The organism is Streptomyces caeni, from assembly GCF_042678285.1.
Taxonomy (GTDB): Bacteria; Actinomycetota; Actinomycetes; order Streptomycetales; family Streptomycetaceae; genus Streptomyces; species Streptomyces caeni.
This window is the reverse complement of the sequence record NZ_JBHUDX010000084.1, coordinates 65,218-89,985: the sequence shown is the minus strand read 5'-3', so window position 1 is coordinate 89,985 and position 24,768 is coordinate 65,218. Positions and strand designations below refer to the sequence as shown.

Annotated in this window: 20 protein-coding genes and 3 tRNA genes; 9 read left to right on the top strand and 14 right to left on the bottom strand. The window is 71.7% G+C overall.

Translation table 11 applies throughout. The features are described 5' to 3' along the window. Nucleotides 1-30: 30 nt before the first annotated feature. The 3 genes from ACFSL4_RS27975 to ACFSL4_RS27965 all read left to right on the top strand — a co-directional run bounded on the left by ACFSL4_RS27975 (nucleotide 31) and on the right by ACFSL4_RS27965 (nucleotide 2,612). Nucleotides 31-705 (top strand): hypothetical protein, encoded by a 675-nt coding sequence (locus ACFSL4_RS27975; protein WP_381088642.1) that lies wholly within the window; start codon nucleotides 31-33, stop codon nucleotides 703-705. A 3-nt stretch (nucleotides 706-708) separates the two neighbouring features. Next, nucleotides 709-1,374: a class F sortase gene (locus tag ACFSL4_RS27970; protein ID WP_381088639.1), complete on the top strand. Its 666-nt coding sequence runs from the start codon at nucleotides 709-711 to the stop codon at nucleotides 1,372-1,374. 212 nt (nucleotides 1,375-1,586) lie between these two features. Next, a complete protein-coding gene (locus tag ACFSL4_RS27965; protein ID WP_381088636.1) occupies nucleotides 1,587-2,612 on the top strand; it encodes a glycoside hydrolase family 6 protein in 1,026 nt (341 codons plus the stop codon). A 189-nt stretch (nucleotides 2,613-2,801) separates the two neighbouring features. Here ACFSL4_RS27965 and glxA read toward each other — a convergent pair whose 3' ends face one another. The 3 genes from glxA to ACFSL4_RS27950 all read right to left on the bottom strand — a co-directional run bounded on the left by glxA (nucleotide 2,802) and on the right by ACFSL4_RS27950 (nucleotide 7,358). Next, nucleotides 2,802-4,736, bottom strand: coding sequence for a radical copper oxidase GlxA (gene glxA, locus ACFSL4_RS27960; protein ID WP_381088633.1), 1,935 nt, complete (start codon nucleotides 4,734-4,736; stop codon nucleotides 2,802-2,804). Continuing rightward, a complete protein-coding gene (locus tag ACFSL4_RS27955) occupies nucleotides 4,733-6,670 on the bottom strand; it encodes a glycosyltransferase family 2 protein (protein WP_381088631.1) in 1,938 nt (645 codons plus the stop codon). Before ACFSL4_RS27955 ends, glxA begins: the two co-directional genes overlap by 4 nt. A 611-nt stretch (nucleotides 6,671-7,281) precedes the next feature. Further along, nucleotides 7,282-7,358: transfer RNA gene (locus ACFSL4_RS27950), tRNA-Lys, on the bottom strand. Between the two features lie 230 nt (nucleotides 7,359-7,588). Between ACFSL4_RS27950 and ACFSL4_RS27945 the strand changes: the two genes are divergently transcribed. The 3 genes from ACFSL4_RS27945 to ACFSL4_RS27935 all read left to right on the top strand — a co-directional run bounded on the left by ACFSL4_RS27945 (nucleotide 7,589) and on the right by ACFSL4_RS27935 (nucleotide 10,935). Beyond that, nucleotides 7,589-9,052, top strand: coding sequence for a peptidoglycan-binding protein (locus ACFSL4_RS27945; RefSeq protein ID WP_381088628.1), 1,464 nt, complete (start codon nucleotides 7,589-7,591; stop codon nucleotides 9,050-9,052). A gap of 13 nt (nucleotides 9,053-9,065) precedes the next feature. Then, nucleotides 9,066-10,214 (top strand): SPFH domain-containing protein, encoded by a 1,149-nt coding sequence (locus ACFSL4_RS27940; RefSeq protein WP_381088626.1) that lies wholly within the window; start codon nucleotides 9,066-9,068, stop codon nucleotides 10,212-10,214. A gap of 109 nt (nucleotides 10,215-10,323) precedes the next feature. Beyond that, a complete protein-coding gene (locus tag ACFSL4_RS27935) occupies nucleotides 10,324-10,935 on the top strand; it encodes a lytic polysaccharide monooxygenase auxiliary activity family 9 protein (protein ID WP_381088623.1) in 612 nt (203 codons plus the stop codon). 532 nt (nucleotides 10,936-11,467) lie between these two features. Here the strand turns inward: ACFSL4_RS27935 and ACFSL4_RS27930 are convergent. From ACFSL4_RS27930 to ehuB, 6 genes are all read right to left on the bottom strand, one after another. Beyond that, nucleotides 11,468-11,541, bottom strand: a tRNA-Lys gene (locus ACFSL4_RS27930). Nucleotides 11,542-11,618: 77 nt separating this feature from the next. Beyond that, nucleotides 11,619-12,377 carry an IclR family transcriptional regulator gene (locus ACFSL4_RS27925; protein ID WP_381088620.1) on the bottom strand — a complete coding sequence of 253 codons (759 nt, stop codon included), beginning with the start codon at nucleotides 12,375-12,377 and terminating at the stop codon, nucleotides 11,619-11,621. A gap of 204 nt (nucleotides 12,378-12,581) precedes the next feature. Beyond that, entirely contained in the window at nucleotides 12,582-13,358 is a 777-nt protein-coding gene (locus ACFSL4_RS27920) for an amino acid ABC transporter ATP-binding protein (protein ID WP_381088616.1), read from the bottom strand. Between the two features lie 10 nt (nucleotides 13,359-13,368). Beyond that, nucleotides 13,369-14,019 (bottom strand): ectoine/hydroxyectoine ABC transporter permease subunit EhuD, encoded by a 651-nt coding sequence (gene ehuD, locus ACFSL4_RS27915; RefSeq protein ID WP_381088613.1) that lies wholly within the window; start codon nucleotides 14,017-14,019, stop codon nucleotides 13,369-13,371. Further along, nucleotides 14,016-14,732 (bottom strand): ectoine/hydroxyectoine ABC transporter permease subunit EhuC, encoded by a 717-nt coding sequence (gene ehuC, locus ACFSL4_RS27910; protein ID WP_381088610.1) that lies wholly within the window; start codon nucleotides 14,730-14,732, stop codon nucleotides 14,016-14,018. Before ehuC ends, ehuD begins: the two co-directional genes overlap by 4 nt. Continuing rightward, a complete protein-coding gene (gene ehuB, locus ACFSL4_RS27905; protein WP_381088607.1) occupies nucleotides 14,729-15,634 on the bottom strand; it encodes an ectoine/hydroxyectoine ABC transporter substrate-binding protein EhuB in 906 nt (301 codons plus the stop codon). Before ehuB ends, ehuC begins: the two co-directional genes overlap by 4 nt. A gap of 254 nt (nucleotides 15,635-15,888) precedes the next feature. Between ehuB and ACFSL4_RS27900 the strand changes: the two genes are divergently transcribed. Then, entirely contained in the window at nucleotides 15,889-16,620 is a 732-nt protein-coding gene (locus ACFSL4_RS27900) for a maleate cis-trans isomerase family protein (RefSeq protein WP_381088604.1), read from the top strand. 89 nt (nucleotides 16,621-16,709) lie between these two features. After that, complete coding sequence (locus ACFSL4_RS27895; RefSeq protein ID WP_381088601.1) at nucleotides 16,710-17,792, top strand: LLM class flavin-dependent oxidoreductase; 1,083 nt, start codon at nucleotides 16,710-16,712, stop codon at nucleotides 17,790-17,792. Nucleotides 17,793-17,939: 147 nt separating this feature from the next. Here ACFSL4_RS27895 and ACFSL4_RS27890 read toward each other — a convergent pair whose 3' ends face one another. Continuing rightward, nucleotides 17,940-19,853 carry a putative bifunctional diguanylate cyclase/phosphodiesterase gene (locus tag ACFSL4_RS27890; protein ID WP_381088598.1) on the bottom strand — a complete coding sequence of 638 codons (1,914 nt, stop codon included), beginning with the start codon at nucleotides 19,851-19,853 and terminating at the stop codon, nucleotides 17,940-17,942. A 464-nt stretch (nucleotides 19,854-20,317) separates the two neighbouring features. On the opposite strand from ACFSL4_RS27890, the gene ACFSL4_RS27885 reads away from it, so the two are divergent. Continuing rightward, the gene (locus tag ACFSL4_RS27885; protein WP_381088596.1) at nucleotides 20,318-21,694 is read left to right on the top strand and encodes a M6 family metalloprotease domain-containing protein; all 1,377 of its coding nucleotides are present in this window, start codon (nucleotides 20,318-20,320) and stop codon (nucleotides 21,692-21,694) included. A 214-nt stretch (nucleotides 21,695-21,908) separates the two neighbouring features. On the opposite strand, the gene ACFSL4_RS27880 is transcribed toward ACFSL4_RS27885, so the two are convergent. From ACFSL4_RS27880 to ACFSL4_RS27865, 4 genes are all read right to left on the bottom strand, one after another. Beyond that, a tRNA-Lys gene (locus tag ACFSL4_RS27880) sits at nucleotides 21,909-21,982 on the bottom strand. Beyond that, nucleotides 21,973-22,590: a bifunctional DNA primase/polymerase gene (locus ACFSL4_RS27875; RefSeq protein ID WP_381088593.1), complete on the bottom strand. Its 618-nt coding sequence runs from the start codon at nucleotides 22,588-22,590 to the stop codon at nucleotides 21,973-21,975. The genes ACFSL4_RS27880 and ACFSL4_RS27875 overlap by 10 nt, the downstream gene beginning before the upstream one ends. Before the next feature lie 163 nt (nucleotides 22,591-22,753). After that, a complete protein-coding gene (locus ACFSL4_RS27870; protein ID WP_381088590.1) occupies nucleotides 22,754-23,119 on the bottom strand; it encodes a hypothetical protein in 366 nt (121 codons plus the stop codon). Between the two features lie 203 nt (nucleotides 23,120-23,322). After that, nucleotides 23,323-24,672: an AAA domain-containing protein gene (locus ACFSL4_RS27865; RefSeq protein WP_381088827.1), complete on the bottom strand. Its 1,350-nt coding sequence runs from the start codon at nucleotides 24,670-24,672 to the stop codon at nucleotides 23,323-23,325. Between the last annotated feature and the right edge of the window lie 96 nt (nucleotides 24,673-24,768).

Genomic DNA, 24,768 nt, shown 5'->3' with positions numbered 1-24,768 from the left:
GGGGAGTCTCCTGGTATCGGGAGGTTCACGATGCGTTCAGTACGTCTCACTCTGTGTGCGGGGGTCGTCATCGCGGTCGCCCTCGCGCCCGCCGCGTACGCGGTCGGTGCGCGGGGCGTCTTCCTGACCCCGGCGGCCCCCGCACCCGCCACCGATGCCCGGCCGGCCGTGCGCGGGTGCTCCGGCACGACGGGCACGACGGGCACGACGGGCACGACAGCTACGACGGGCACGACAGCTACGACGGGCACGACAGCTACGACGGGCACGACGGCTACGACGGGCAGGGTCCCGTCGGCGGCGTTCGAGTACGCTCTCGCGGCCGGCTGCGACGGTCGGCAGGTGAGGGGCCTGCTCACCGTCAGCGGGGCCGAGGCCGCCGCCCCGACCGGCCCGGTCCTCCCGCCCGCCCCGGCGTCCCCGACGCCCCAGACGTCGCGGACCCCTCCGAGGCCCCCGCTGGCCCCGCCGACCCCGCCCCCCGCCGGCCGGGAGTCGGGCAGTGTGCCGCGCTCGCCGTCCGCCCTCTCCTCACCGGTCGCGCCGGTGCCCGCGGGCGGTGGCGGTACGGCGCGCGTCACGTCCTCGGGGGCCCGGGACAGCGGGCCCGGTGTCCGGCAGGCGGTCTTCGGCCTTGTGCTGGTGGGCGCCGCCGCGGTCGCGGTCGCAGTCCGGGGGACCCGCCGGGACCCCCGCGCGGAGTGAACCGTGTCCGAGCACGAGAGTTCCTCCGGTACCGGGCGGCTGCTCATGGGCGTCGCCTGGGTGGTCCTGCTGCTCGGGCTGTGGATGTGGGGCCGGGAGGTGACCGACGTACGCCAGGGGATCTCCGCGCCGACGACCGGTGACATGGCCGCCGCCGGCCGGCCGCCCGACGCCGGACTGCCGCCCGCGGCCGAGCCGTTGGGGCGGGCCGTGCCGCTGCGGGTCGACATCCCCGCGATACGGGTGCAGGCGCCCGTCGTGGCGCGCGGCCTGGACCGGAACGGCGCGATCGAGCCGCCGCCCTTCGACCAGCCCGGCGTGGTCGGGTGGTACGCGGGCGGAGTGAAACCCGGGGCCGCCGGGACCGCGCTGTTCGTCGGGCACGTCGACACCGAGACCAAGCCCGCCGTCTTCTACAAGCTGAGCACGCTGCGTTCCGGGGCGAAGGTGCGGGTGGTCCGCGACGACGGCCGCGTCGCCGAGTTCACGGTGGAGGACGTCAAGGTCCTCGACCGCGAGCGCTTCGATGCCCGTCAGGCGTACGGGACGCGGCAGCCGGGCCGGGCCGAGCTGCGGCTCATCACCTGCGGCGGCAGGTTCGACCGGGTGAGCCGTTCGTACACCGCGAACGTGGTGGTGTCCGCGTATCTGACGGGCGGTGGGCGCTGACGTCTCCGACGGGCGACGGGCGACGGGCGACGGGCGACGGGCGACGGGCGACGGGCGGCGGACGGCGGACGGCGGGCGGCGGGGCGGCGGGGAGGCGGCGACCGGGAGGCCGGCTGCAACTAACAGGTCCCCGACAAGGCCCCGACGACGTCGTGAGGACGCGGAGGTATGTCACGATTGGGGGTAAGACGGTACACCCAAGGGGGAGTTGGATGTACGGGACGAAGGGTGCGGGGGTATGGGCCGCGGCGGCGGTGGGGGCCGCCGTGCTGCTGGCCGGGTGTTCATCCGGGGGCGGGGACACGAAGGACGACGGGGGCGCCGGGATCAGCCAGCGGCCGAAGTCCGTGGACCCGTTCTGGGTCAACCCGGACGGGAACGCGGCCCGGCAGGTCGCCGCGTACGAGAAGGCCGGTAGGACGGCCGAGGCGGACCGGATCAGGAGGATCGCCGAGCAGCCGACGGGGGAGTGGATCGGGCCGGAGAACCCCGCGGCGGAGGCACGGGGGTTCACCGAGGCCGCGGAGAAGGCGGACCGGACCGCGATCCTGGTCCTCTACAACGTCCCGCACCGCGACTGCGGGCAGTTCTCGCAGGGCGGCGCGGCGGACGGCGACGCGTACCGGACGTGGATCGACGGTGTGGCCCGGGGGATCGGCGACCGGAACGCCACGGTGATCCTCGAGCCGGACGCGGTGCTGCACATGGTGGACGGCTGCACGCCGGGCCAGTTCCACGAGGAGCGCTACGACCTGCTCAAGGGCGCGATCACCACCCTCAAGGCGCTGAAGAACACGTCGGTGTACCTGGACGCGGGCAACGCGGGCTGGCAGCACCCCGACCAGATCTTCCAGCCGCTCCAGCGGGCCGGCGTCGACCGGGCCGACGGCTTCGCGGTGAACGTCTCCAACTTCTACTCGACCGGGGACTCGATCGCGTACGGCGAGCAGCTGTCGGCGAAGACCGGCGGCAAGCACTTCGTGATCGACACGAGCCGCAACGGCAACGGGCCCTACACACAAGGCGATCCGCGGCAGCGCTGGTGCAATCCGCCGGGCCGGGCCCTGGGCGAGGCCCCGACGACCAGGACGGCGGACCCGCTGGTGGACGCGTACCTGTGGGTCAAGCGCCCCGGGGAGTCGGACGGCACCTGCAAGGGGGGACCGAAGGCCGGGGACTGGTGGGCGGACTACGCGCTCGCTCTGGCCGGGGACGGCACCTGGTCTCCCCCGGCGTGACAGGGGGCGCCCTCCGCCGCGGAGGGCGTCCACCGTGTGCCGGCGTCCGGTGCCCCGGCAGGCGGTGTTTACCCGTCGAGGAGCGGCGTCGTGGGGGGCACCGCCCGCGCGAGCGGAGCCGGGAGCGGGGGAGCGTGCTCCCGGCGTGCCGGACACCGCGGGCACCGCACCGGACTTTCGAAACACCCCCTAGGGAACCCTGACCCACTGCGCCGTGCTGGGCGTTCCCTGGTCGTCGTCCACGAACAGCATGTACCAGCCCGACGGGACCAGATTGCGGTTCTTCGGGACGGTCACCGTGATCCTGGTCCCCGACGTCGTGAAGTCCAGCGCGATCGAGCGCTGGTCGACGTCCGTGACGTGTGTCGACACGCTCGGGCGGATCAGCCGGGCCTTCTTGATCGTCGCCGCGTGCCGGGAGGTGAACGTGCCCGACGCGCCGCGCGCGATGGTCCGCGGGCCGCCCGACAGGGAGGGCCGCGCGTCCCGGTACAGATACGGCGGCGTGTAGATCTCGATGCGCTGCTCGAACGTGCCCGGCCTGGTGTTGGCCTTGTCGCCGTACAGCGAGTCGGAGCCGAAGAACATCACGCGGCCGTCGGGCAGCAGGATCGAGCCCGAGTGGTAGTTGCGGCCGACCAGGGGGTCGGCGACCCGCTGGAACGTGCTGGTGTCGGGGTGGTAGATGCGCGCCTGGCGGATGTTGGAGTCGCTTCGCCCGCGGTAGTCCTCGGAGCCGCCGGAGACCAGCACCGTGTCGTCGGGCAGGACCGAGGACTGCGGGTAGCGGGTGCCCTTCTCCAGGGAGGGCCCGTCGACGAAGCGCGGGTTCTTCGCCTTGAGGTCGATCAGCCGCGTCCTCTTGCTGGACAGCTTCGACTCGCCCACCCCGCCGCCGCCGATCACCAGGAACCTCTCGTCCTGCGCGGGCGGCAGCAGCACGGTGCCGGAGGTCTCCATCATGGTGGGGTCGCCGAGCCCGGGCACCTTGGTGAACGTGTTGGTGTCCACGTTCCAGACGCCGGGGTCGCGGCCCACGTCGTCCGGTCCGTAGCCCGCGTTGGAACCCGAGTAGAAGATCTTGCCGTTCTGCATGAGGAACAGCGCCGGGTACGTCGGGAACTGCCGGATCTTCTTGGTGTACGTCCACGTGCGGGTCTCGGGGTCGAAGACCTCGTTCTTTCCCGGGACCAGCTGCCCGATGTCGTCGAGCCCGGAGACGCTGAGGATCCTGCCGTCGCCGAGGGTGGTGAGCGTCGGGTACCAGCGGGCCTCGTGCATCGGGTCGACCTTGACGTACCTCTCGGCGACCGGGTCGAACTCGTAGGAGTCGCGGATGCCCTGGAAGTCCTTCTTGTCGAGCGCGAGCTTCTGTGCGATGCCGTAGGTGTTGCGGGCGTCGACGCCGGTCAGGCCCTGGATGCGGTAGTTGTCCTGTGTGCCGGTCTCGTACCGGGAGCCGCTCTTCTGCGCCTCGACGTAGATGCGGCCGAGACCGGGGTCGTTGCGCAGGAACCTGCCGGTCCTGTCGAAGACCTTTTTCGCACGCGGCACCAGGACGGGGTCCTTGGAGACGAAGGTCCTGTGGTTCGCCCTGCCGGTGAACCGGGTGCCCGCGGGCAGCGTGACCGGCTTGTCGGGGTTCTCGTTGTGGACGATCATCAGGCCGCCGGCCTTGGTGACGTCACCCTTCAGCTTCTCGTACCGCTTGGTGCCGCCCGCGATCAGCAGCTTGCCGTCGGCCAGTTGGGTGTGACCCGTGCAGAACAGGTCCTTGGGCGTGGGGATCTTCTCGATCGTGTTCTTGACGGGATCCCAGACGCGGGTGTCGAACTTCTTCTTGTCGAAGTTCTCCTGGTTGTTGCCCGAGCCCGCGATCAGCAGCACCTTGCCGGTGTGCAGGAGCGCCGCGTGAATGGTGTCCTGCCGGTACTGCTCCGGGAACTCGACGATCTGCCAGTGACCGTTCTCGGCCTTGTACTCGGGCTTGTTGATCGTGTACTCGTGGTAGCGCTCCGTCCCGAAGCGGTACAGCCACGGCCCGTTCATCCCGGCCAGTGCGAGGACGACAGCCGTGCCGATCACAAGACGACGTGCACGGCGACGGCCGGCCTGGTCTGTCATTTCTCGCGCCCCCCGAGAGCGAACCGCACGGTCTGCTCAGGGCCCTCGCGTCCGGCCCACGCCGGTCGCTGCCCCGGTGCGTGCGCGCCGGTGGCCCGCTGCGCCGTCACCGCCGCGTCCCCGGGTTCGTCCGCGACGGCCGCGTTCCTCCTGTCCTGCCGCAGCGCCCAGCGCCATACGGCGATGGGCGAAGCCGTGATCAGCAGGGCGATCGAGGCCCAGGTGATCATCGCGGGGTGGGCGTGGCCGAAGAGGAAGCCCGCGACGATGGAGCCGCCGAAGACCAGAAGGAAGAACAGGTGGATCCGGAAGGTCCCCAGCAGCGTGTCGGGGCTCGCCGAATCGCCCTTGGGCGTGACCACGAACCTGCTCTTGCGGCGCAGTACGGCGTCCATGAGCGAGCGGGCGTAGACCGGTGCGGACAGCGCCGACATCACCATGCCGGCCACACCGCCGGAGCCCTCCGGCTCGTGCGGCGAGACGTTGTGCCGGCGGTTCCAGACGTACAGGCCGATCTGCAGCGCCGAGGCGTTGCCGTACAGCATCAGCCAGACCGTGGGGTCGATGTTCACGCCCGAGGCGCCCAGGCCGAGGAACAGCGCACAACTCAACGCCGCGAGGATCCAGTTGACCGCCGACATCGGATAGAAGACGATCATCATGGTGTAGTTGAAGAGCTTGCCCGGCGGCAGCGAGAAGAAGCCCTTCCAGTACTGCTTGAGGATCGTCTCGTAGGTGCCCCGGGACCAGCGCAGCTGCTGGGTGAAGAAGTCCGTCCAGGCGCCGGGGCCCTCGCCTACCGCCAGCACGTCCGGGGTGTAGACCGACTTCCACTTCTTCCCGGTGGCCGGATTGCGGTGGCGATGCATCTCGAAGCCGGTCGCCATGTCCTCGGTGATCGAGTCGTACAGACCGCCGATCTGCTGGAGCGCCGATATCCGTACGGCGTTGGAGGTGCCGACGAACATCGGCGCGCCGTAGCGGTTGCCGGCGCGCTGGACCAGCGCGTGGAAGAGGAACTGCTGCGACTCGGCGGCCTTGGTGACGAAGGCGTCGTAGTTGCCGTACACCTGCGGGCCGATGACGAAGCCGATGTCCGGGTCGCGGAAGAAGCCCAGCATCCGTTCCAGGTAGTTGGGCAGCGGCACGTGGTCGGTGTCCACGGAGGCGAAGTAGTCGTAGGCGTCGCCGTGCGCCTCCAGCCAGGCGTTGTAGTTGCCGTGCTTGGTCCTGGCGCGGTGCGGGCCCTTGGGCCGGTTCCAGCGTTCGACGCCTTTGCGGGTGAAGTGGTGCACGCCCAGGCGCTCGCAGACCGCCTTGGCCTCCGGGGCGTCGCCCTCGTCGAGGAGCCAGACGTGCAGCAGGCCCCGGTGCCGCAGCCGTACGGCCGCCTCCAGGGTCCTGGTCACCATCGACAGCGGTTCCTTGCCGGGGACGTACGTGGTGAGGAAGGCCACTCTCGTACCGGTCTCGGGTACCACCGGGACCGGGTCGCGGGCGACCAGCGTCGCGTGCGCGTTCGAGAGCACGTTCATACAGCGGAAGAACTCGATCAGACCGATCGAGACGAGCATGGCGATGTCGAGGGCCGGCAGGAAGGCGTACTGGGGATAGGCGCGTGCGGTCCAGTGCTCCGGCTGGAGCAGCCAGCCGAGCAGGACCAGCGACAGCAGCGGCGCGGCGCCCAGCATGAGGGCGGCGCGGATGCGATGCGGCTCCTGCGAGAGCAGTGAGCGGTACCGGACCCGGTACGGCCTGTCCGGATCCGGCTGGGTGAGCGGTCCCGCCAGCCGGCTGTAGTGCTCGTAGTCGTATCTCGGCAGGGTCTTCCTGATCCGGCGGAAGCTGCCGGTGTGGCCGGTCCGATACGACGGCACCCTGAGCTGGGTGGTCTGTGACGGGTCGACGTTCTGCCGGGCACTCGTGGACGTCATGAGTCATCCCCCCCCGCACGCACCCCGTGCGTGTGTTCCTCGTTCGTGTCGTCCGGGTGGCCCCCCACGGCCGTGACGGACGGATCAGTGACAGGTCGGCGCCATACCGTCACTCACAGTCATCGAGACGTGGATGCGCCACCTCCCGGTTGCAGGGACGCCCCCCTCGGCATCCGTCCAGGCGAGGCCCCCATCCCCGCGCAGGCAACCGGTCCAGCCCCCGACTGCCGTCGTGCGGCAGCCCTGACACCTCAGGGTTCTACGGCGTCCGGCGTGATCGCAAGACAGGAAACGCGGTGTTTACCGGTCATACCCGCCCATTCGGACGCTTGTCGGAGCCTTCTGGGGTAGTTGATGTCGGTCGGGTACGGATGTTGAGGAAGTGCCCCCTCGCGGCCTCCTCCGCTCGAACGGAGTCCCCGGGCCGCACCGCGTGGAGGATCTCCCGGTGCTGCCGGCGGGCGACCTTCGGGTCCTGTGACGCATCGGCCGGATGGAGGGTGGCGTGAAAGGCGTGGCCGGTCTCGGCGGGGCCGGGTTTCCGGCCGATCGTGTGACCCTCCGGTGTGCGGACACGAAAAGGCCCCCCGCTCGCGCGAGGGGTCTTTCGGTGGTGCGCCGCCAGGGACTCGAACCCCGGACCCGCTGATTAAGAGTCAGCTGCTCTAACCAACTGAGCTAGCGGCGCCCGCTGACCCGCGGAACTCTACCCGACGCCGACGGGTGCCCCCGAACCGCGGGGGCGGCGGCGTCCGGCCGGGGGGTCGGAGGGCCGGGCGGCGGGGCCGATGGGGTGGGTGTGGTGTACATCGTTCGGCCCGTCAGTATGCGGTTCGGGTGGACAGTTGGAAAACTGACGGACATACAGAATTGAGGACATATCATCCGAATGTGGACAGAATGTGTAAGGGGTATCGCATGGAGACTCCGGTGTTCGAGGAATCCGATCCCACGAGCGGCCGCGGTCGAGGGGGCCATGGCCCCTGGCGGCCCGTCAGCCCTTCGCGCTCCCGGGCCGACGGGCGCTGGGGCCCGCGCGGTCGCCCGGCGGTCCGCAAGGCCGCTCTGCTGGCCGCCGCGGCGGGCACGGTCCTCGGCGTGAGCCCCGTCATGCCTGCCCTCGCCGCCGCCTACGCGCCGCTGAAGCCGGGCGTGCCCGCGGACGGCGGGCTGCCCGACACCCCGCAGGGCCAGGCCGCACCGCTGCGAGGCCCGAGCGGGGCGCCGGCCTCGGCCGCCCTGCCCAGCACCACCCGGGCGCAGATCATCAGGCGGGCCAAGGCGTGGGTCGCGGCCGCGGTTCCGTACGACATGAACAAGTACTGGTCGGACGGTTACCGGCAGGACTGCTCGGGCTTCGTCTCGATGGCCTGGAACCTCGGCAGCAACGAATGGACGGGCAGCCTCAACAAGTTCGGTGTCCGGATCTCCAAGGAGGAACTGCAGCCCGGCGACATCCTCCTCTTCCACAACAAGAGCAACCCCGAGAAGGGGTCACACGTCGTCATCTTCGGCGGCTGGACGGACTACACCCACACGTCCTACATCGCCTACGAGGAGACCCCGCCGGTGGCCCGGCGGCAGGCCACCCCGTACGCCTACTGGTCCAATTCCAGCCGCTATGTGCCCTACCGCTACAAGGGTGTCAGCGACAGTGTGACCGGTGCCAAGGGCGCCCTGGCCACGGTCGCCGCCGCCACGTCCCCCGTCCTGCCGGTCCCCTTCCCGTCCGCCGCCTTCGGCCCGGGCGCCGACAACGGGAACGTCACCCGGCTCGGCAGTCTCCTCGTCGCGCGTGGCGGCGCCCGGTTCTACCTTGAGGGCCCCGGCTCGCGCTGGTCCGAGGCGGACCGTCGCGCCGTCGCGGCGTTCCAGCGGGCCCAGGGCTGGACGGGAGCGGCCGCGGACGGGCTGCCGGGGCCGGTGACCTGGAGATATCTGCTGCAGAGGGTGGGCGTCGACATTCCCGCGACGAGCGCCCCCGGGACCTCCGTCGTGCACCCACCGGGCGTGAACCCGGCCGGGACTCCTGCGGGGGCACCCGCCGGGACTCCTGCGGCGGCGCCCGCTGGAACCCCTGCGGGGGCGTCCGCCGGGACTCCCGCGGGGGCGTCCGCCGGGCCCCCCGCCGCCGCGTCCGTGGTGCCCGGCTATCCGGGCCCGGACATGTTCCGGCCCGGTGCGAACAACCAGTACGTCACCCGGCTGGGCCAGCAGCTGATCAAGAAGGGGTTCGGCTCCTACTACCCGCAGGGGCCGGGGCCGGGCTGGGGCGAGGCGGACCGGCGTGCCGTCGAGGCGTTCCAGCGGGTCCAGGGCTTCGACGGAGACTCGGCCGACGGCTATCCGGGACCGGAGACCTGGCGCCGGCTGTTCTCCTGATCCGGAGGCACAGGTGAACACGACGGCATCGCACACGCCGGAGTCCGAGGGGGCACCGGACGGCGCCGACACCCGGCCCGCCCGGCTCATCCAGAGCGAGGCGACCACTGAGATCCCGGTGCACCTGCTGTTCCGGGACGACCCCGAGTCGGTCGCCGTGCCGCTCGCTCCGGCCGTCGTGGGGCGGCGGCTGGGCACCGGCGAGCAGCCGCGGGTGCGTCGGCCCGGCCCGCCGCCGGCGCGCCGGGCGCCCGTCGTCGACCCCGACCTGGCCGAGCAGCCCGCGCGGGTGCTGCCCGGGGCGGCGGGGGTGATCGCGGGTCTGTGCGGACTGGGCGGCTGCGCGGCCGTCTCGTGGTGGGCGGGCCTGCTGTCGCCGGCCGCCGTGTACACCCTGGAGCTTCCGGCGGGCGCCGGGGCGGGGCTCGGCCCCGCACAACTGGCCGCGTACGCGGGGGCGGGCGCGCTCGGCCTCCTCGGGTTCGGCGGGCTCGCGCGCGGGCGCACGGGCCGTGCCTGGGTGCTCGATCTGTTCGGGCGCTACCGCGGCACGGTCCGCCGTACCGGGCTGATGTGGATCAACCCGCTGGTGCTGCGCCGCCGGGTCGACGTGCGGCTGCGGCACTGGCACAGCGAGCCGATGGCCGCGGTCGACGCCAACGGTGTCGCGCTGCGCGTGACCGTGCTGGTGACCTGGCGGGTCAAGGACAGCGCGCGAGCCGTGCTCGGGGTCGAGGACCACCCGGCCTATCTGCGGGACTGCGTCGCGTCGGCGCTCGCGCGCATGCTGCCGCAGGTACCGGTGGAGCCGTTCGTGATACGGGAGGTGCCGAGCCTGGGCAACGCCGAGGCGGTCGGCGACCTGCTGACCCGGAAAGTGGTGGCGGATGTGGCGCCGGCCGGCCTGGAGGTGTTCGCGGTGCAGCCGACCCGGATCGAGTACGGGCCCGAGGCCGCCGCGCGGATACAGCACCGCAGCCTCGCCGCGCTCGACGCGCGCCACCGCGACGCCGTGCTCGGCTCGGTGGCCGACGCGGTCGAGGACATGGTGGCCCTGCTGACCGTGCGTGGTCTGATCGACGTCGGCGACCCCGAACGCAAGGCGCTGGTGAAGGACCTGACGGTGGCGCTCTGTGCCCGGCACACGGCCGACGGGGCCTGAAGACCGTGCGCGATTGGTATGGACATGTTCAATACACGGCAATAATCTGACACTTGGTCTAGACCTGCACGGCTCAGGAATCTCCCCCACGTTCTCCAGGAGCGGCAGCATGCGCACAAGGACCAAGTTGTACGCCGCCGTGCTGGGCCTCACGACCGCCGGGGCCTTCGTGCTCTCCACCGGCGGCGCCGACGCCCACGGCTACACCGACCAGCCCCTCAGCCGGCAGAAGATGTGCGCGGCCAACGGCGGCATCGTCTCGGGGTGCGGTGACATCCAGTGGGAGCCGCAGAGCGTCGAGGGCCCCAAGGGCTTCCCGGCGGCCGGCCCGGACGACGGTCGGATCTGCTCGGCGAACCACACCAACTTCGGCGCACTCGACCAGCCGAAGACGCCCTCGGGTGCGGACTGGCCGACGACCAGGGTGACCGGCGGACAGAGCTACACCTTCCGCTGGCAGTTCACCGCCATGCACGCCACGACCGACTTCACGTACTACGTCACAAAGCAGGGCTGGAACCAGAACCACGCCCTGACCAGGGCGGACCTCAACACCACCCCGTTCCTGACGGTGCCCTACAACGGCCAGCGCCCGCCGTCGACGCTCACCCACACCGGTGTCCTGCCGACCGGGCTGAGCGGGCACCACATCATCCTCGGGGTGTGGACGATCGCGGACACGGGCAACGCGTTCTACTCGTGCGCGGACGTCACCTTCTGAGCGGCGTCCCGTCCCGCTTCCGTCCCGCGGCTGCTCTCCGAGCCTCCCTTGGGGGGGCGGCACCCGGGGCGGGTACGTCCACGCACGCCGACATCGCCGACACGACCATGACGGCGTGCGTGGAGTCGTGCCGGCAACGGGCGGAACCGTGGACCTTATCTTCTGCGCGGTGCCCGGCGTCATCATCGCCGGGGCACCGGCCATGGCGGCCGTGACGGTCCGCCGCACCCGGTTTCCACCGCGTGGGGCTCCGGGGGAGGGTTTCCGCTGCCCGGACCCGGCGTGGTGGTGTCTCCCGGGGGGCAGGGATACCACCGCCTGACGGAGACGGACGTCGTGCACTCGGTCGCGCAGTACCGGGCCCGGGGCCCCGCGAGAACCTGCCCGAGCGCCGGCCGCCGGACGGCACCGGTGGGCCGACGCGTACGGGGTGTGGGCGGCCAAGCGCCCACAACGCGCGGCGAAGCCGTGCGAGAACGACGATGGCGACCCCGTTCGCGCTGTCCGCGAACATGGGTCGCCATCGTCACCGTGCGCCGCCAGGGACTCGAACCCCGGACCCGCTGATTAAGAGTCAGCTGCTCTAACCAACTGAGCTAGCGGCGCAGACTCCGTCGCTGTTCGCTCTCGCGTCCGGCGACAAAAGAAATACTACCTGGTCCGGAGGTGTGCTCCGGACCGCCTCAGATCGCCAGGGAGAGCAGGACGGGGGCCGCCCCCCGGTTCAGCCGCTCCGCCGCCTGCCGCAGGCGGTGCGCGTGCTCCACCGGCAGGGACAGCGCGAGGCAGCCGACCGAGGAACCGGCCGTGATCGGGACGGCCGCGCAGACCGTGCCCACCGCGTACTCCTGCAGGTCGAGCACCGGGACCGTCGGGGGATGCGCGTCGAGGCGGGACAGCAGCACCTTCTCGCTGGTGATCGTCCGCGAGGTGAGCCGGGCCATCTTGTGACGGGCCAGGTGGTCCCGGCGGCCGTTGAGGTCGAGCTGGCCGAGCAGGCTCTTGCCGACCGCGCTGGCGTGGGCCGAGGAGCGGAAGTCCACCCATTCGTGCACGGCGGGGGCCGCCGGGCTCTCGGCGTGCCGGGTGACCTGGACCTCGCCGTCGATGTAGCGGCTCATGTAGATCGCGGCACCCACCGAGTCCCGCAGCCGGTCGAGGGACTGCTGGAGCTTCTCGCCCAGCGCCTGCTCGCGGCCGTGGGCGGAGCCGAGGCGGCCGAGGGCCGCCCCGGCGACATACGCGCCGTCGCCGGCCTGCTCGACATAGCCCTCCCTGCGCAGCATCCGCAGGAGCGAGGTCAGCCGCTGGGTGCCCAAGCCGGTCTCGCGGGCGAGCTCGGCGTCGGTGACGCCGGCGGGGCGCCCGGCCACCGTCTCCAGGAGGCGCAGGGCGTCTTGGGCCGAGTGATACGGGGCGGTCGGCTCATGGGTCAGCGCCACGGTCTCCCCCTGTGCTTTTCGGACCATTCACGGGACAGCTCGGCTCCCCCCACGATACGGCCCGAGCGGCTTCCCGGGAGGGGGTGTTGACGAAGTCCGCGGCGGCTTCCGGCCTTCTCAGCAGGACCGCGCCACTCTGGAAAATGCCAGAGTCATGACCCGTCGAGTGGCTCCAGACCGGACCGCCGCGTTCACCCCTCGTAGTCAGAGCACTGCGCTGAGGAATTCCCGCGTGCGTGCGTGCTCGGGGGAACCGAAGATCTTCTCCGCGGTTCCCGACTCGACGACATGGCCGGAATCGAACATGAGGATCTGGTCCGAGATGTCCCGGGCGAAGCCCATCTCGTGCGTCACGGTCAGCATGGTGATGTCCGTGGTGCGGGCGATGTCACGGAGGACGTCGAGGACACCGGCGACCAGCTCCGGGTCGAGCGCGGACGTCACCTCGTCCAGCAGCAGGACCTGCGGGCGCATCGCCAGTGCCCGGGCGATCGCGACGCGCTGCTGCTGGCCGCCGGAGAGCTGGCTCGGATACTTGTCGAGGTGGTCGCTGAGCCCCACCAGTTCGAGCAGCTCGCGTGCCCGCTGCTCCGCCTCGTCCGCGGACAGGCCGAGGACGGCGACCGGCGCCTCGGTGATGTTCCGCAGCACCTTCATGTTGGGGAACAGATTGAACTGCTGGAAGACCATGCCGATGTTCTTCCGGATCTCCCGGACCTGCTTCTCGGCGGCCGGGAAGAGCCGCTGCCCGCCCACCGTGATCGTGCCCTCGTCGGGCTTGTCCAGCGTCATCAGCAGCCGCAGGATCGTCGTCTTGCCGGATCCCGACGGGCCGATCAGCGTGACATGTCTGCCGGCCTCGACCGAGAAGTCGAGCCGGTCGAGGACCGTGTGGTCGCCGAAGCGCTTGGTGACCTTCTCGAAGCGGATCAGCTCGCCGGCGGCCGCCGACGGGTTGGCATGGCCGTCGGGTTCCTTCATCAGAGGGGTGTCAGCGGACAAGACGTCGCTCCAGGGCTCGCAGGAGGAGGGAGGCGGGGTAGGAGATCAGGACGAAGGCCACTCCGATGACGGTGAGCGGCTCGGTGAACTGGAAGTGCTGCTGGGCGAACAGCCGCGCCTCGCCGAGCATGTCGAGGACGGTGATCACCATCAGCATCGGCGTGTCCTTCAGCATCGCGATCACGTAGTTGCCGAGTGCGGGGACGACCCGGCGCAGTGCCTGCGGAAGGATCACCGCGCTCCAGGTGCGCAGCGGCGGCAGGCTCAGCGCGGTGGCCGCCTCCCACTGTCCGGCGGGCACGGCCTCGATCCCGGCGCGGTAGACCTGCATCGTGTACGTCGAGTAGTGCAGGCCGATCGCGACGACGCCGGTGGTCAGCGCGGAGAAGGCGAGCCCCCACTCGGGCAGCACGTAGAAGAGGAAGAACAGCTGCACCAGCAGCGGGGTGTCGCGGATGAACTCGGTCACGATCCCCACCGGCCAGCGCACCCACCGCGTCGGCGCACGCATCAGCAGCGCCCACACCAGCCCCACGGCGAACGAGATCAGCGAGCCGAGGGCCAGCGCCTGGAGGGTGACGAGCAGGCCGTCCCAGAAGTGCGGCATGAAGTCGCGGACGGCACCCCAGTCCCAGGTCATGACAGACCACCTCCGACCGTGGTGGTGCCGGTTCGGCGCAGGGAGAGGGCGGCGGGCCCGGACGCCGCCCTCCCGGCCCCGGCCTTGAGGCGGTGTTCGAGACCTCGCATCAGCCGGGTCAGGAGGAAGGCGATCACAAAGTAGATGAGCAGGACGTACGTGTAGATCCGCGCGCTCTCCTGCAGCGCGAGCCGCACCAGGTTGCCGCTGAACGCCAGGTCGCCCATGCCCATGACGGAGACCAGCGCGGTGCCCTTGAGCAGTTCGACCAGCAGGTTGGAGAACGGGGGGATCATCTCCGGCACCGCCTGCGGCAGCAGGATCTTCCGCATCCGCTGCCACGGCGTGAAGCTCAGCGCGATGCCGCCCTCGCGCTGCGCCGGATCGACGGCGTTCAGGGCGCCGCGAACGATCTCGGCGCCGTACGCGCCGTAGGTCAGGCCCAGCGCGAGCGTGCCCGCCCACATCGGCACCAGCTGCCAGCCGAAGGCGAGCGGCAGCACGAAGAACACCCAGAAGATCATGATCAGGGCCGAGGTGCCGCGGAACACCTCCGTGTAGAAACCGGCGAGGAAGCGCACGATCCACAGCCGGTGGGTGCGCGCCATGCCGACGGCGAAGGAGACGGCCGTCGCGAGCAGCGCGCTGAGCACGAGGAGCTGGACGGTGGTCCAGATCCCCGTCAGTACGAGTTCCCACAGTCCCGAGGTCATCCGCGGCACAGCTCCTTCGCGGTCATGTCGGTCATCTCGGCCTCGGTGAAGCCGAACGGACGCAGGATGCGGAAGAGTTCGCCGCTCGCCTTCATCTTCTTCAGCTCGGCGTTGAAGGCGTCCCGCAGCCTCGTCTCGGCGGACCGGAAGGCGAAGCCGCCGCCGTCGACGTGGGGCCGGCCCTTCACGAGGGGTGTGAAGGGTTTCGTCGCCTCCGCCTTGCGGGACTTCTTGACGACTTCGCGGGTGGTGAGCGCGGTCCCGGCGAACACGTCCGCGCGTCCGGCCTCGACCGCGTTCAGCCCGGCGACCTGGTCGGGGACGATCAGGATGTCGTGCTCCTTGTAGCCGGCGTCGACGGCGTACTGGATCTCGGCGTATCCGGTGCCGGTGGCGAATTTCGCCTTCTTCTCGACGACGTCCCGGTAGTCGTGCAGGCCCTTCGGATTGCCCTTGCGCACGATGAAGGAGTCGAGCATCTGGTAGTCGGGGTCGGCGAAGATGACCTGCTGGCAGCGCTCCGGGTTGATGTACATCCCGGCGGAGACGACGTCGAACTGCTGTGAGTTCAGCCCGGGGATGAGCGAGCCGAACTCGGTCGGCACGGGCTGGACGCGGTCGACGCCGAGGCGTTTGAAGACCACCTTCGCCAACTCCGGGGCCTCGCCGGTGAGCTTGCCGTTCTTGTCGATGTAGCCGAAGGGGATCTCGCCGGCGATGCCGAGCCGGACGACGCCCTGGGCCTTGAGCCGGCTGAGCAGATCGCCGCCGGGCGTGTTCGACGCCGTGGCGACGCGGCTGCAGCCGGCGGCACCCAGCGTGCCGAGGGCGGCGACGCCGGCGAGCAGTTTTCGACGGGTGGTTCCGGGTATTCCTGAGTCCTTCGTCCGTGGTGGAGCCATGGGCGCGCGTCTACCCGGGAGCATGCGATGTATTCCGGCCGGTTCCGGCCCCGTCGCAACCGGTGCGGCCCGGCTCCGGTCACCCCCCGGCCACCCCCGGCGCGCGCGGCGGGCCGGGCCTCTCGGCCGGCCAGGTGACACGAGGCGCGGCATCGTCCCGGCTGGGTACCCGGGCGACGGGGCCCCCTTCGGGCTCTGCCGGAGAAGGCGGCAGAGCGGGGACCCGCACCGCCGGAACGACGGAAAGGCTGGGCATGACGGCACTCGGATTCCTCTACCCGGGTCACTTCGCCGAGGACGACTATCCGCGCATCGAGCAGTTGCTGGGCAGCGACATCCGGTTGGACCTCGTCCACACCGAGACCCGGGAGGACGCCTGCCGCGCCGACATCCTTCGGGAGAGGGGCGCGCCGCAGCGGCTGGCGGCGGGCGTCGAGGGCCTGCGGCTCACGGGCGCCGAGGCGGTGCTGTGGGCGTCCACGGGCGGCAGCTTCGCGTACGGCTGGGAGGGCGCCCACGCGCAGGTGCGCGCCCTCGCCCGCACGGCCGGGACGCCGGCCTCCTCCACCTCCTTCGCCTTCGTCCACGCGGTACGGGAGATCGGCGCCCGGCGGCCGGCGGTCGCGGCGTTCTACCCGGACGACATCGCCGGTCTGTTCGCCGGATTCCTGCGGTCGGCGGGCGCGGACGTGGTCTCGGTCCACGGCGCGGGCGTCACCACGGCGGCGGAGGCCGGCGGCTGGGGCGCGGACGAGGTGCTGGCGCTGGCACGCGAGGGCGACCGCGCCGACGCCGACGCCGTGCTGCTGCCCGGTACCGCGCTCCACACGGCCGCGCACCTGATCGCCCTGGAGCAGGAGCTGGCCAAGCCGGTCCTCACGGCGAACCAGGTCACGGTGTGGGAGGCGCTGCGCCTGGTGGACCGCCGGGTGAACGCGCCGGCCCTGGGGACCCTCTTCCGCAGGGAGCCCATCGTCCAGGTGTGACCGACCGGTGCGGCGTCCGGCCCGGGAATAACCGGGGACTGCCTCCTGTTTGGGCGCCAGGAGACGCGACGCACACAGGAGGCAACCCGGTGGACGAGATCCGAGGCACGGCACAGGGCACCGCCCCCGTCCCCCTGTCCGTACTTGACCTGGTCACCGTCGGCGCCGGGCGCACCGCCACCGACGCCCTGCGCACCAGCGTCGCCCTCGCCCGCCTGGCTCAGGCGCGCGGCTACCACCGCTACTGGGTCGCCGAGCACCACTCCATGCCGGGCGTGGCCTCCTCCTCACCCGCCGTGATCCTCGCCCATCTCGCCGCCCACACGGACCGCATCCGTCTCGGCTCGGGCGGAGTGATGCTCCCCAACCACGCCCCGCTGGTCATCGCGGAGCAGTTCGGCACGCTGGAGGCCATGGCCCCGGGGCGCATCGACCTGGGCCTGGGCCGCGCCCCCGGCACCGACGGCGCCACGGCCGCCGCCCTGCGCCGCACGGACGGGCTGAACGAGGGCGCCGACGACTTCCCCCAGCAACTGGCCGAACTGACCCGTTTCCTCGACGACGACTTCCCGGCCGGCCATCCGTACTCCCGTATCCACGCGGTCCCCGGCCCCGTCCAGGCCACCTCCCCGGGCGGCGTCCAGTCCCCGCACCGCCCCCCGATCTGGCTGCTGGGCTCCTCCGGCTTCAGCGCCCGCCTGGCCGCCATGCTCGGCCTGCCCTTCGCCTTCGCCCACCACTTCTCGGCGCAGAACACCATTCCGGCGCTCGACCTCTACCGCGAGTCCTTCCGCCCGTCCGAGGTCCTCGACGCCCCGTACGCCCTCATCGGTGTCGCCGCGCTCGCCACCGACGACGAGAAGGAGGCCCGCCGCCAAGTGCGGGCCGCCGCCCTGAACATGATCCGGCTGCGCATGGGCCGCCCCGGCCTCGTCCCCACCCCCGAGGAGGCGGAGGCGCACGAGTTCAGCCCCCTGGAGGAGGAGTTCGCCGAGTCCTGGACCGCCAACGTGGTGCACGGCACGCCGGACGAGGTCCGCTCCGGCCTCGACGCCCTCCACAAGCGCACCGGCGCGGACGAGTTGATGCTCACCTCCAACGCCCACAGCGGCGAGGTGCGGCTGCGCTCCTACGAACTGGTCGCGGACGCCTACGGGTTGCCGGCCATGTGACTCCGGGAGGGTGCCGTCGCACGGGGGGACGGCACCCTCCCGGCCCTTCCGGCCCTTCCGGCCCTTCCGGCCCTTCCGGCCCTCCTCGTCACCGGCCTCCCCGTCATCGTGCTTCCGTCACCGGCCTTCCCGTCACCGGCCTTCCGGTCAGGAGCGCGGGCAGGTCTCCGACCCCACCAGCTCGGAGATGCGGTCCGGCGGCACCGGCCGTGAGTACAGCCACCCCTGGCCCGTGTCGCAGCCGATCCGGCGCAGACGGGTGGCCTGCGCGGAGGTCTCCACGCACTCCGCGGTGACCGTCAGGCCGAGCCGGTGGGCGAGCTGGATCATCGCCTCCACGATGACCTCGTCCGCGGGGTTCGGCCGGCCGTCCGTGCCCTCGTACTGGAAGCCGCGGACGAACGAGCCGTCCAGCTTCAGCGCCGACACCGGCAGCCGGCTGAGATAGGCGAGGTTCGAGTAACCGGTGCCGAAGTCGTCGATGGCGATGCGCACCCCCATGTCGCTGAGGGCCTGGAGCGCCTGGATCGGCCGCCCGGCCGATCCCATGACCGCCGACTCGGTCAGCTCCAACTGCAGTAGGTGCGGGGCCAGTCCGGTGCGCGCGAGGGTCTCCGCCACGTCCGCCACCAGGTCGGAGTCCCAGACCTGGCGCACCGCCACGTTCACGCTGACGAAGATCGGCGGATCGTCCGGGCGTTCCAGCTGCCAGCGGCGCGCCTGACGGCAGGCGCTCGCCAGCGCCCAGCGCCCCAGCTGCACGATCGAACCGTCCTCCTCGGCCAGTCCGATGAACCGATTCGGCGTCAGCGTGCCGAACTGGGGGTGGTGCCAGCGCACCAGCGCCTCCACCCCCCGTACCCGCCCGTCCTCCAGCCCCACCAACGGCTGGTACTCCAGGGCGAACTCGCCGCGCTCGACGGCCGGGCGCAGAGCGGAGGACAGAGCCTGGCGGGTCATACGGTGGGCGTTGCGCTCCGGATCGAAGAGGGTCCAGCGCGCTTTGCCGTCGGCCTTCGCCCAGTACAGCGTCGTATCGGCCGCCTGCATCAGCCCTGTCGCCGTCGTCCCCGCCGCGTGCCGTTCCACGACGCCGATGGACGCCGAGAGGGACAGCCGCTGCCCGGACAGGTCGAAGGGTTCCTGGAGCGCCTTGAGTACCGACTCGGCCAGGTCGGCGAGTTGCTCGGTGCCCGTGGAGTCCTCGACGAGCAGGGCGAACTCGTCGCCGCCGAGTCTCGCCACCAGGGGAGTGGACGCCCGTGCGTGTCCCGCCTCGTCCGCACAGCGCGTCAGGCGTTGCGCGACGGCCGCGAGCAGCCGGTCGCCGATGCAGTGGCCCAGCGTGTCGTTGACCGCCTTGAAGCCGTCGAGGTCCAGGTAGCACAGTCCGATCCGGCCGGTGCCGCTCTCCTCGTACGCCTCCGCCTCCAGCGCGGCCGACAGCCGTTCGAAGAACAGCGTGCGGTTGGGCAGCCGGGTCACCGGGTCGTGCATCTGCAAGTGCCTCAGCCGTGCCTGGAGTTCACGGCGGGCGCTGATGTCGGCGACCGACAGGAGGACGGCCTCCTCCGCCTCCGGCAGCGGTGCGACGGTCACCTGGACCCAGAGCGAGCGCCCGTCGGGGTGCTTGAGGCGTCGTGTGCAGCGCAGCCGCGCCTGACGGCCGCGCAGCACTTCCCGGTAGGCGTGCCAGGTGCGGGTGTCCGAGGACAGGTCCACCACATCGGCGGCGGCCTTCCCGTCCAGTGCGTCCGTACCGGTGCCGAGCAGTGAGCCCATCATCTCGTTGGCGGTGACGATCAGGCCCTCCCGGTCGACGAGTGCCATGCCGAGCGGGGCGACGGAGAACGCGGCGCCGAAGGAGGCGGGCCGCAGCCCGGCGGCGCCGGAGCGCGGCGGCGCGTCGGTGGGTGGTGCGTCGGTGGGTGGTGCGAGCGCGTGCTCCCCGGTCGGGGGCGGGGGGCCGGTCGTACCGGTCGAGGCATTAGCCTTACTCTGCGTGACGGCCGGACCGAGGAGGTCTGCCGCGGGCGCCGGCCCTTCGGACGTTCCGCTCACCGCTCGCTCCCGCAGTGCACTCGTTCGTCGTACAGATCTCGTGGGTCTTGTCGGGGTCGACGGCCGCGCTCCGGGCGACCGTACAAGCCGTGTCCGTGCAGGAAAGTGTGCCGATCATAGAGGCTGTCCCAGGGGCCTTCCAGCCGCCGGGCGGTCGCCCGGAGCGCGCTGATGCCCTGACAGATCGTTTCTGCTGGCTCCCGGCCTTGCTCTATCAGGCCTCCAGCGGTTGTGACGTTCCGTGAGTATTCGAGGTGTCGGCCCATGCCGGCCGCCCCCTCGGTGCTTGTGCGCCGTCCTGCGCTCCTGTCCCGCACCGCCCCTCCCCTCGGCTGTCACGGTTCCCAACTGGCCTTTCCCCCGACTGGTGGTGTCTCACCCTTCCGGTGCAGACAAACAGGGCGCAGTCATACAAGTAAGACAAGGCTGGATGCGGAATCACGGAACCGCATCCGGAGGTCGACGTGCCGCGTCCGCTCTTTGGCAACGGGCTCGCCCGCAGGGTCCTGAAGGGCTTCCTGCGGGGCGGGGCGCCCGTCCTGCGCAGCACGGCGGCCGTGGTCACGACGATGACGGCGCTGATCGCGACCTCGCTGGGCGCGGGCCCCGCCCTCGCCGGACCCCAGGCGGTGGCCTGCCGGCTGACCCGTGGCCAGGCCCACCACTCGGAGGGCGACGACACCTGGAACTCCGCCTACGTACGCCCCACTCATCCGCTCGACGCGGTCATGGTCTTCCTGTCCTTCCCGGACGCGACGCCCGTGACCACGCCGGCCGAGCTGACCGCGGACTACTTCCCGGCCACCAGCCGCTTCTTCGAACGCGCCTCCTACGGCAGGTTCACACTGCGTCCGCATCCGGTGGGTCACTGGATCCGGATGCCGCACCCGTCCACCTCGTACGCCATACAGCGCGACTGGAAGGCCGAGCGCCGGACCGCGTACCTGCGCGACGCGGTCGCCGCGGCGGACAAGGACGTCGACTTCTCGCGCTACGACATCGTGTACCTCGTGGCCGACCCCAACGCGCCCGGCGTCGACTCGGACGCCACGAAGGTGGTCAACCTCGACACCCCGCTGCGGGCCGACGGGAAGGATCTGCGCCGGGTGGTCACGGTCTTCGAGAAGCATCCGCCGGACCGTCTCGTCCTCGCGCACGAGACGGGACACGTCTTCGACCTGCCCGATCTCTACCACCGCCCCGTCGACGGCAAGGGCGACTGGGACACGTACGTCGGTGACTGGGATCTCATGGGCAGCCAGTTCGGGCTGGCGCCGGACCTGTTCGCCTGGCACAAGTGGAAGCTGGGGTGGCTGGACACCCGCCAGATGGTGTGCGTACGGGGAACCGGGAGCACGCGGCTGACGCTGGAAGCGGTGGAGGCGGGCCCGACCGGGGCGCCGCAGGTGCCGGTGAACGCGCGCGGGCTTTGGGGATCCGGGGTGACGGGCGCGGCGGGTATGGGCGCGGCGGGCCTCCGGCGCGGTGTGCAGGCGTTCGGTTCGGGGCGCGGCACCAAGCTGGCGGTGGTGCGGACGGGGCCGGACAAGGTGCTCGTCATGGAGGCGCGCGGGGCGGTCGGGAACGACGGCTCGGTCTGCACGCAGGGTGTTCTCGTCTACCGCGTCCGCAGCGAGACGGCGTCCGGCGGCGGCCCGATCGAGGTCCTTGACGCCCACCCGCACTCCACGGCGTGCCGCGACAACTCTGTCTACCCGCCCCTCGCGGACGCCCCGGTGGGTGTGGGGGAGAGCTTCACCGCACCGGGGGACGGGGTCAGGGTGGCAGTGGAGGACCGAACGGCCACGGGCGCATGGACGGTACGCATCACCCGGACCTGACCCCACCCCGAGTGCCTGCCGCACGGGCGGCACCCTGCCCCGGGGCTCGGACCGCACGGCTGGGCGGGAGGCTCACTCCCGGCTACCTCGTACCGGGCGGCGTCCCCGGTTGAGGGGGTGTGGGTGGCGAAGCCCCCGCGCGGCGAAGCCGTGCGGGAACGACGATGGCGACCCCGTTCGCGCTGTCCGCGAACATGGATCGCCATCGTCATCGTGCGCCGCCAGGGACTCGAACCCCGGACCCGCTGATTAAGAGTCAGCTGCTCTAACCAACTGAGCTAGCGGCGCCTGCTGACGTCGTAGACCTTAGCACCCTGGTCGGCGGGAGGAAAAATCGATATCCGTACGGCGGCGGAGGCCGCGGCACGGGCAGCCCGCACGGCCGCCCAGAGCAGGACCTCGGGGCCCGGCAGCCAGGGGTGGCGGGTGTCCGGTGCCACGAGCCACCGGGATGCGCGCCGGGTGGCGGGGGTGCCGGTGGGCACGGACACGGCGTCCCCGGGACCGTGGCACAGCAGCGGTGGAACGGTGCGGGCGCGGCCGCCCCACTCCTCCCAGGCGAGCAGCGCCGGAAGCCGCGGGGCCGTGCCGGGCGCCGCGAACAGCAGCATCCGGCCGCGGTGCACGGCGACGGGCCCGGAGCCCGGCCCCTCGTCCCAGAGCCGGTCGAGCATGTGCCGCCCGAAGATCGCGGGGGCGTTGACGACGTCGAACGCGGTGCCGCAGCGCAGGACCACCGGGGCGTCGGGGTGCCGGGCCGAGGAGGCGAGGGCGCCTTGCGGATACGTTCCTGCGGAGGCGAGCCAGTCCGCGCCCTCCGCGGTGACGCCCGAGACGTCGCACCGGTCGGGGAGCGGGGCGTGGAAAGGGTCGGCGAACGGTGCTCGACTGCTCATAACCGCCAGATCTACCGGCCGTGAGCGAGTGGTCGCCGAGGGTCGCGGAAAACGGGGACAGGAGGGGGAGCGGCGGAGTATCGTGCCGCCCGGCATATGCCCGAAGATCATTTGCCCGGGGCAAAGGCCCGGCGTGGGCACGGGAGCCGCCGGGTCCGCCGGCTCAGCCCAGATTCTCCGGCCCGCTCGCGTCGGCGCCGCGCAGCAGGTCCCGCCCGAACTCCACCATCTTCTTCGTGTAGTCCTCGGTCCACTCCGCCTGCTCGGCGATCGCCGCCGGCGTCAGCCGGTCGAAGCGGCGCGGATCGGCGAGCTGGGCCGCGGCGATGGCCTGGAACTCCACCGCCCGGTCCGCCGCCGCGCGAAACGCCTGGGTCAGCTCGGTCGCCCGCGCCAGCAGCTCCCGCGGGTCGTCGATCGACTCCAGGTCGAAGAAGTGCTCCGGGTCGGAGGCCGCATCCGCGGGCTCGAAGAGCAGGGGCGCGGGGCGTAGCCGCGGCTCGTTCCGACGCGGCGTGGGCTCCGCCATGTCTTCTCCTCCTCGTACGGTCCGGGTGGCGCCGCCCTTCGGGTGGGCCACCGTCCATTGTCGCGCGCCTGGGCAAGAGGGCCGGAGCGGGCGGTGCGGACCGGCCCCGGAAGTTTGTCCCGGGCCTGCGGCACCCGGCTCCCGCGGTCTCCGGGCCGCCGGCCCGTGCGCTGTTCCCGGAGCACGGGCCGGGACGCCGCCGGTCAGGGCCGCCACGGCACGCGGTGCTCCGCCAGGTGTGCCAGCACCGCGTGGTTGGCTTCCCACCCGTCGGGGAACTTCACCGTCACCCCCAGCTGCACCGGATCCGTCGACGGATGGTCGTCCAGCAGCTCCGTCACGCCCGCCCGGCACACCACGATGCACGCGTGCCGGTGCCGGGACGCCAGCACGCACAGCCGTCCGGTCTCAAGGTGGAAGGCCGTCGCGTCCGGGCGCCCGGACAGCGGATGCAGCACCACCGTCACATCGAACTCGCGGCCCTGGAGCCGGTTCGCCGTGTCCACCGTCACATCGGGCACCCCGAGGTCCGCCAGCGCGGAGCGCACCGCCGCCGCCTGGTCCCGGTGCGCCGTCCCGACGGCGATCCGGTCCGCGGTCAGCGGCACCGGCTCCTCGCTCCGCTCCGAGACCGCCGCCCCGCCCCGGTCCAGCAGCCGGCGTACCACCCGGGCGAGGGCCCGTACCGCCTCGGGATCCGTCCGCGGCGTGTGCCGTGCGGGCAGCTCCAGCAGCCCCCAGCCCGTCTGTGCCGCCTCGTCGATCACCCGGTCGGGCCCCGAGCCGTCCGAGGCCACCCCGAACGTCAGCCGCCGGTCCCCGTGCCCCGTGCCGCTGCGGAAAGGCGTGTACGGATAGAACGCGTCCGACACCAGCGGCGCCGCCGACGCCGGCAGCCGCCACGACACCGGCAGCCGGTGCTGCGGCAGCTGCGGATTGTGTGCCAGGAGCGTCGTCACGGCGGACGCGGACGGGTCGTACGACAGCCCCGCCCACTGCTCGGCGCCCACGATCGCGAACGGGTCCAGCTGCCCCGGATCCCCCACGAACAGCGCCCGCTCGAACAGACCCGCCACGGCCAGCAGTGCGTCCGAGCGCATCTGGTACGCCTCGTCGACGATCGCGTGCCGCCACGGCTCGACGCCCTTGACGTGCGCCCACTTGGCGGCCGTCGAGATCACCACGTCAAGGCCGGCCAGATCCCCCGCCTTCGCCGACTTCCTGACGTTCGGCAGATCGTCGAGCGCGGTGTCGTACGGATCCGGGTCGTTGCTGTGCAACCGGCCGACCGGCAGCCCGGAGTCCTTCTCCGCCAGCCGCAGCACCAGGTCGTCCACCTGCGCGTTGGTCTGCGCGATCACCATCAGCGGCCGGCCGGCGGCGGCGAGTTCGAGCGCGGCCCGCACGACCAGCGTCGACTTCCCGGCGCCCGGCGGCGAGTCGACGACGACCCCGCGGTGCGTGCCGTGCAGCGTGTCGCGCAGGATCGCCTCGGTGGCCCGGGCGGCCGCGGCGCCTGGATCGAGGGCTGCTCCCCGGGCGTGTGTGATCACCAAGAGTGCCGTCCTCGTGACAGGTGGTAGTGCGGTGATGTGCTGAGCGAGAACCAAGCCAGCACAGCAGCCTCCAATCTCTGGCGGAGCCGGGCT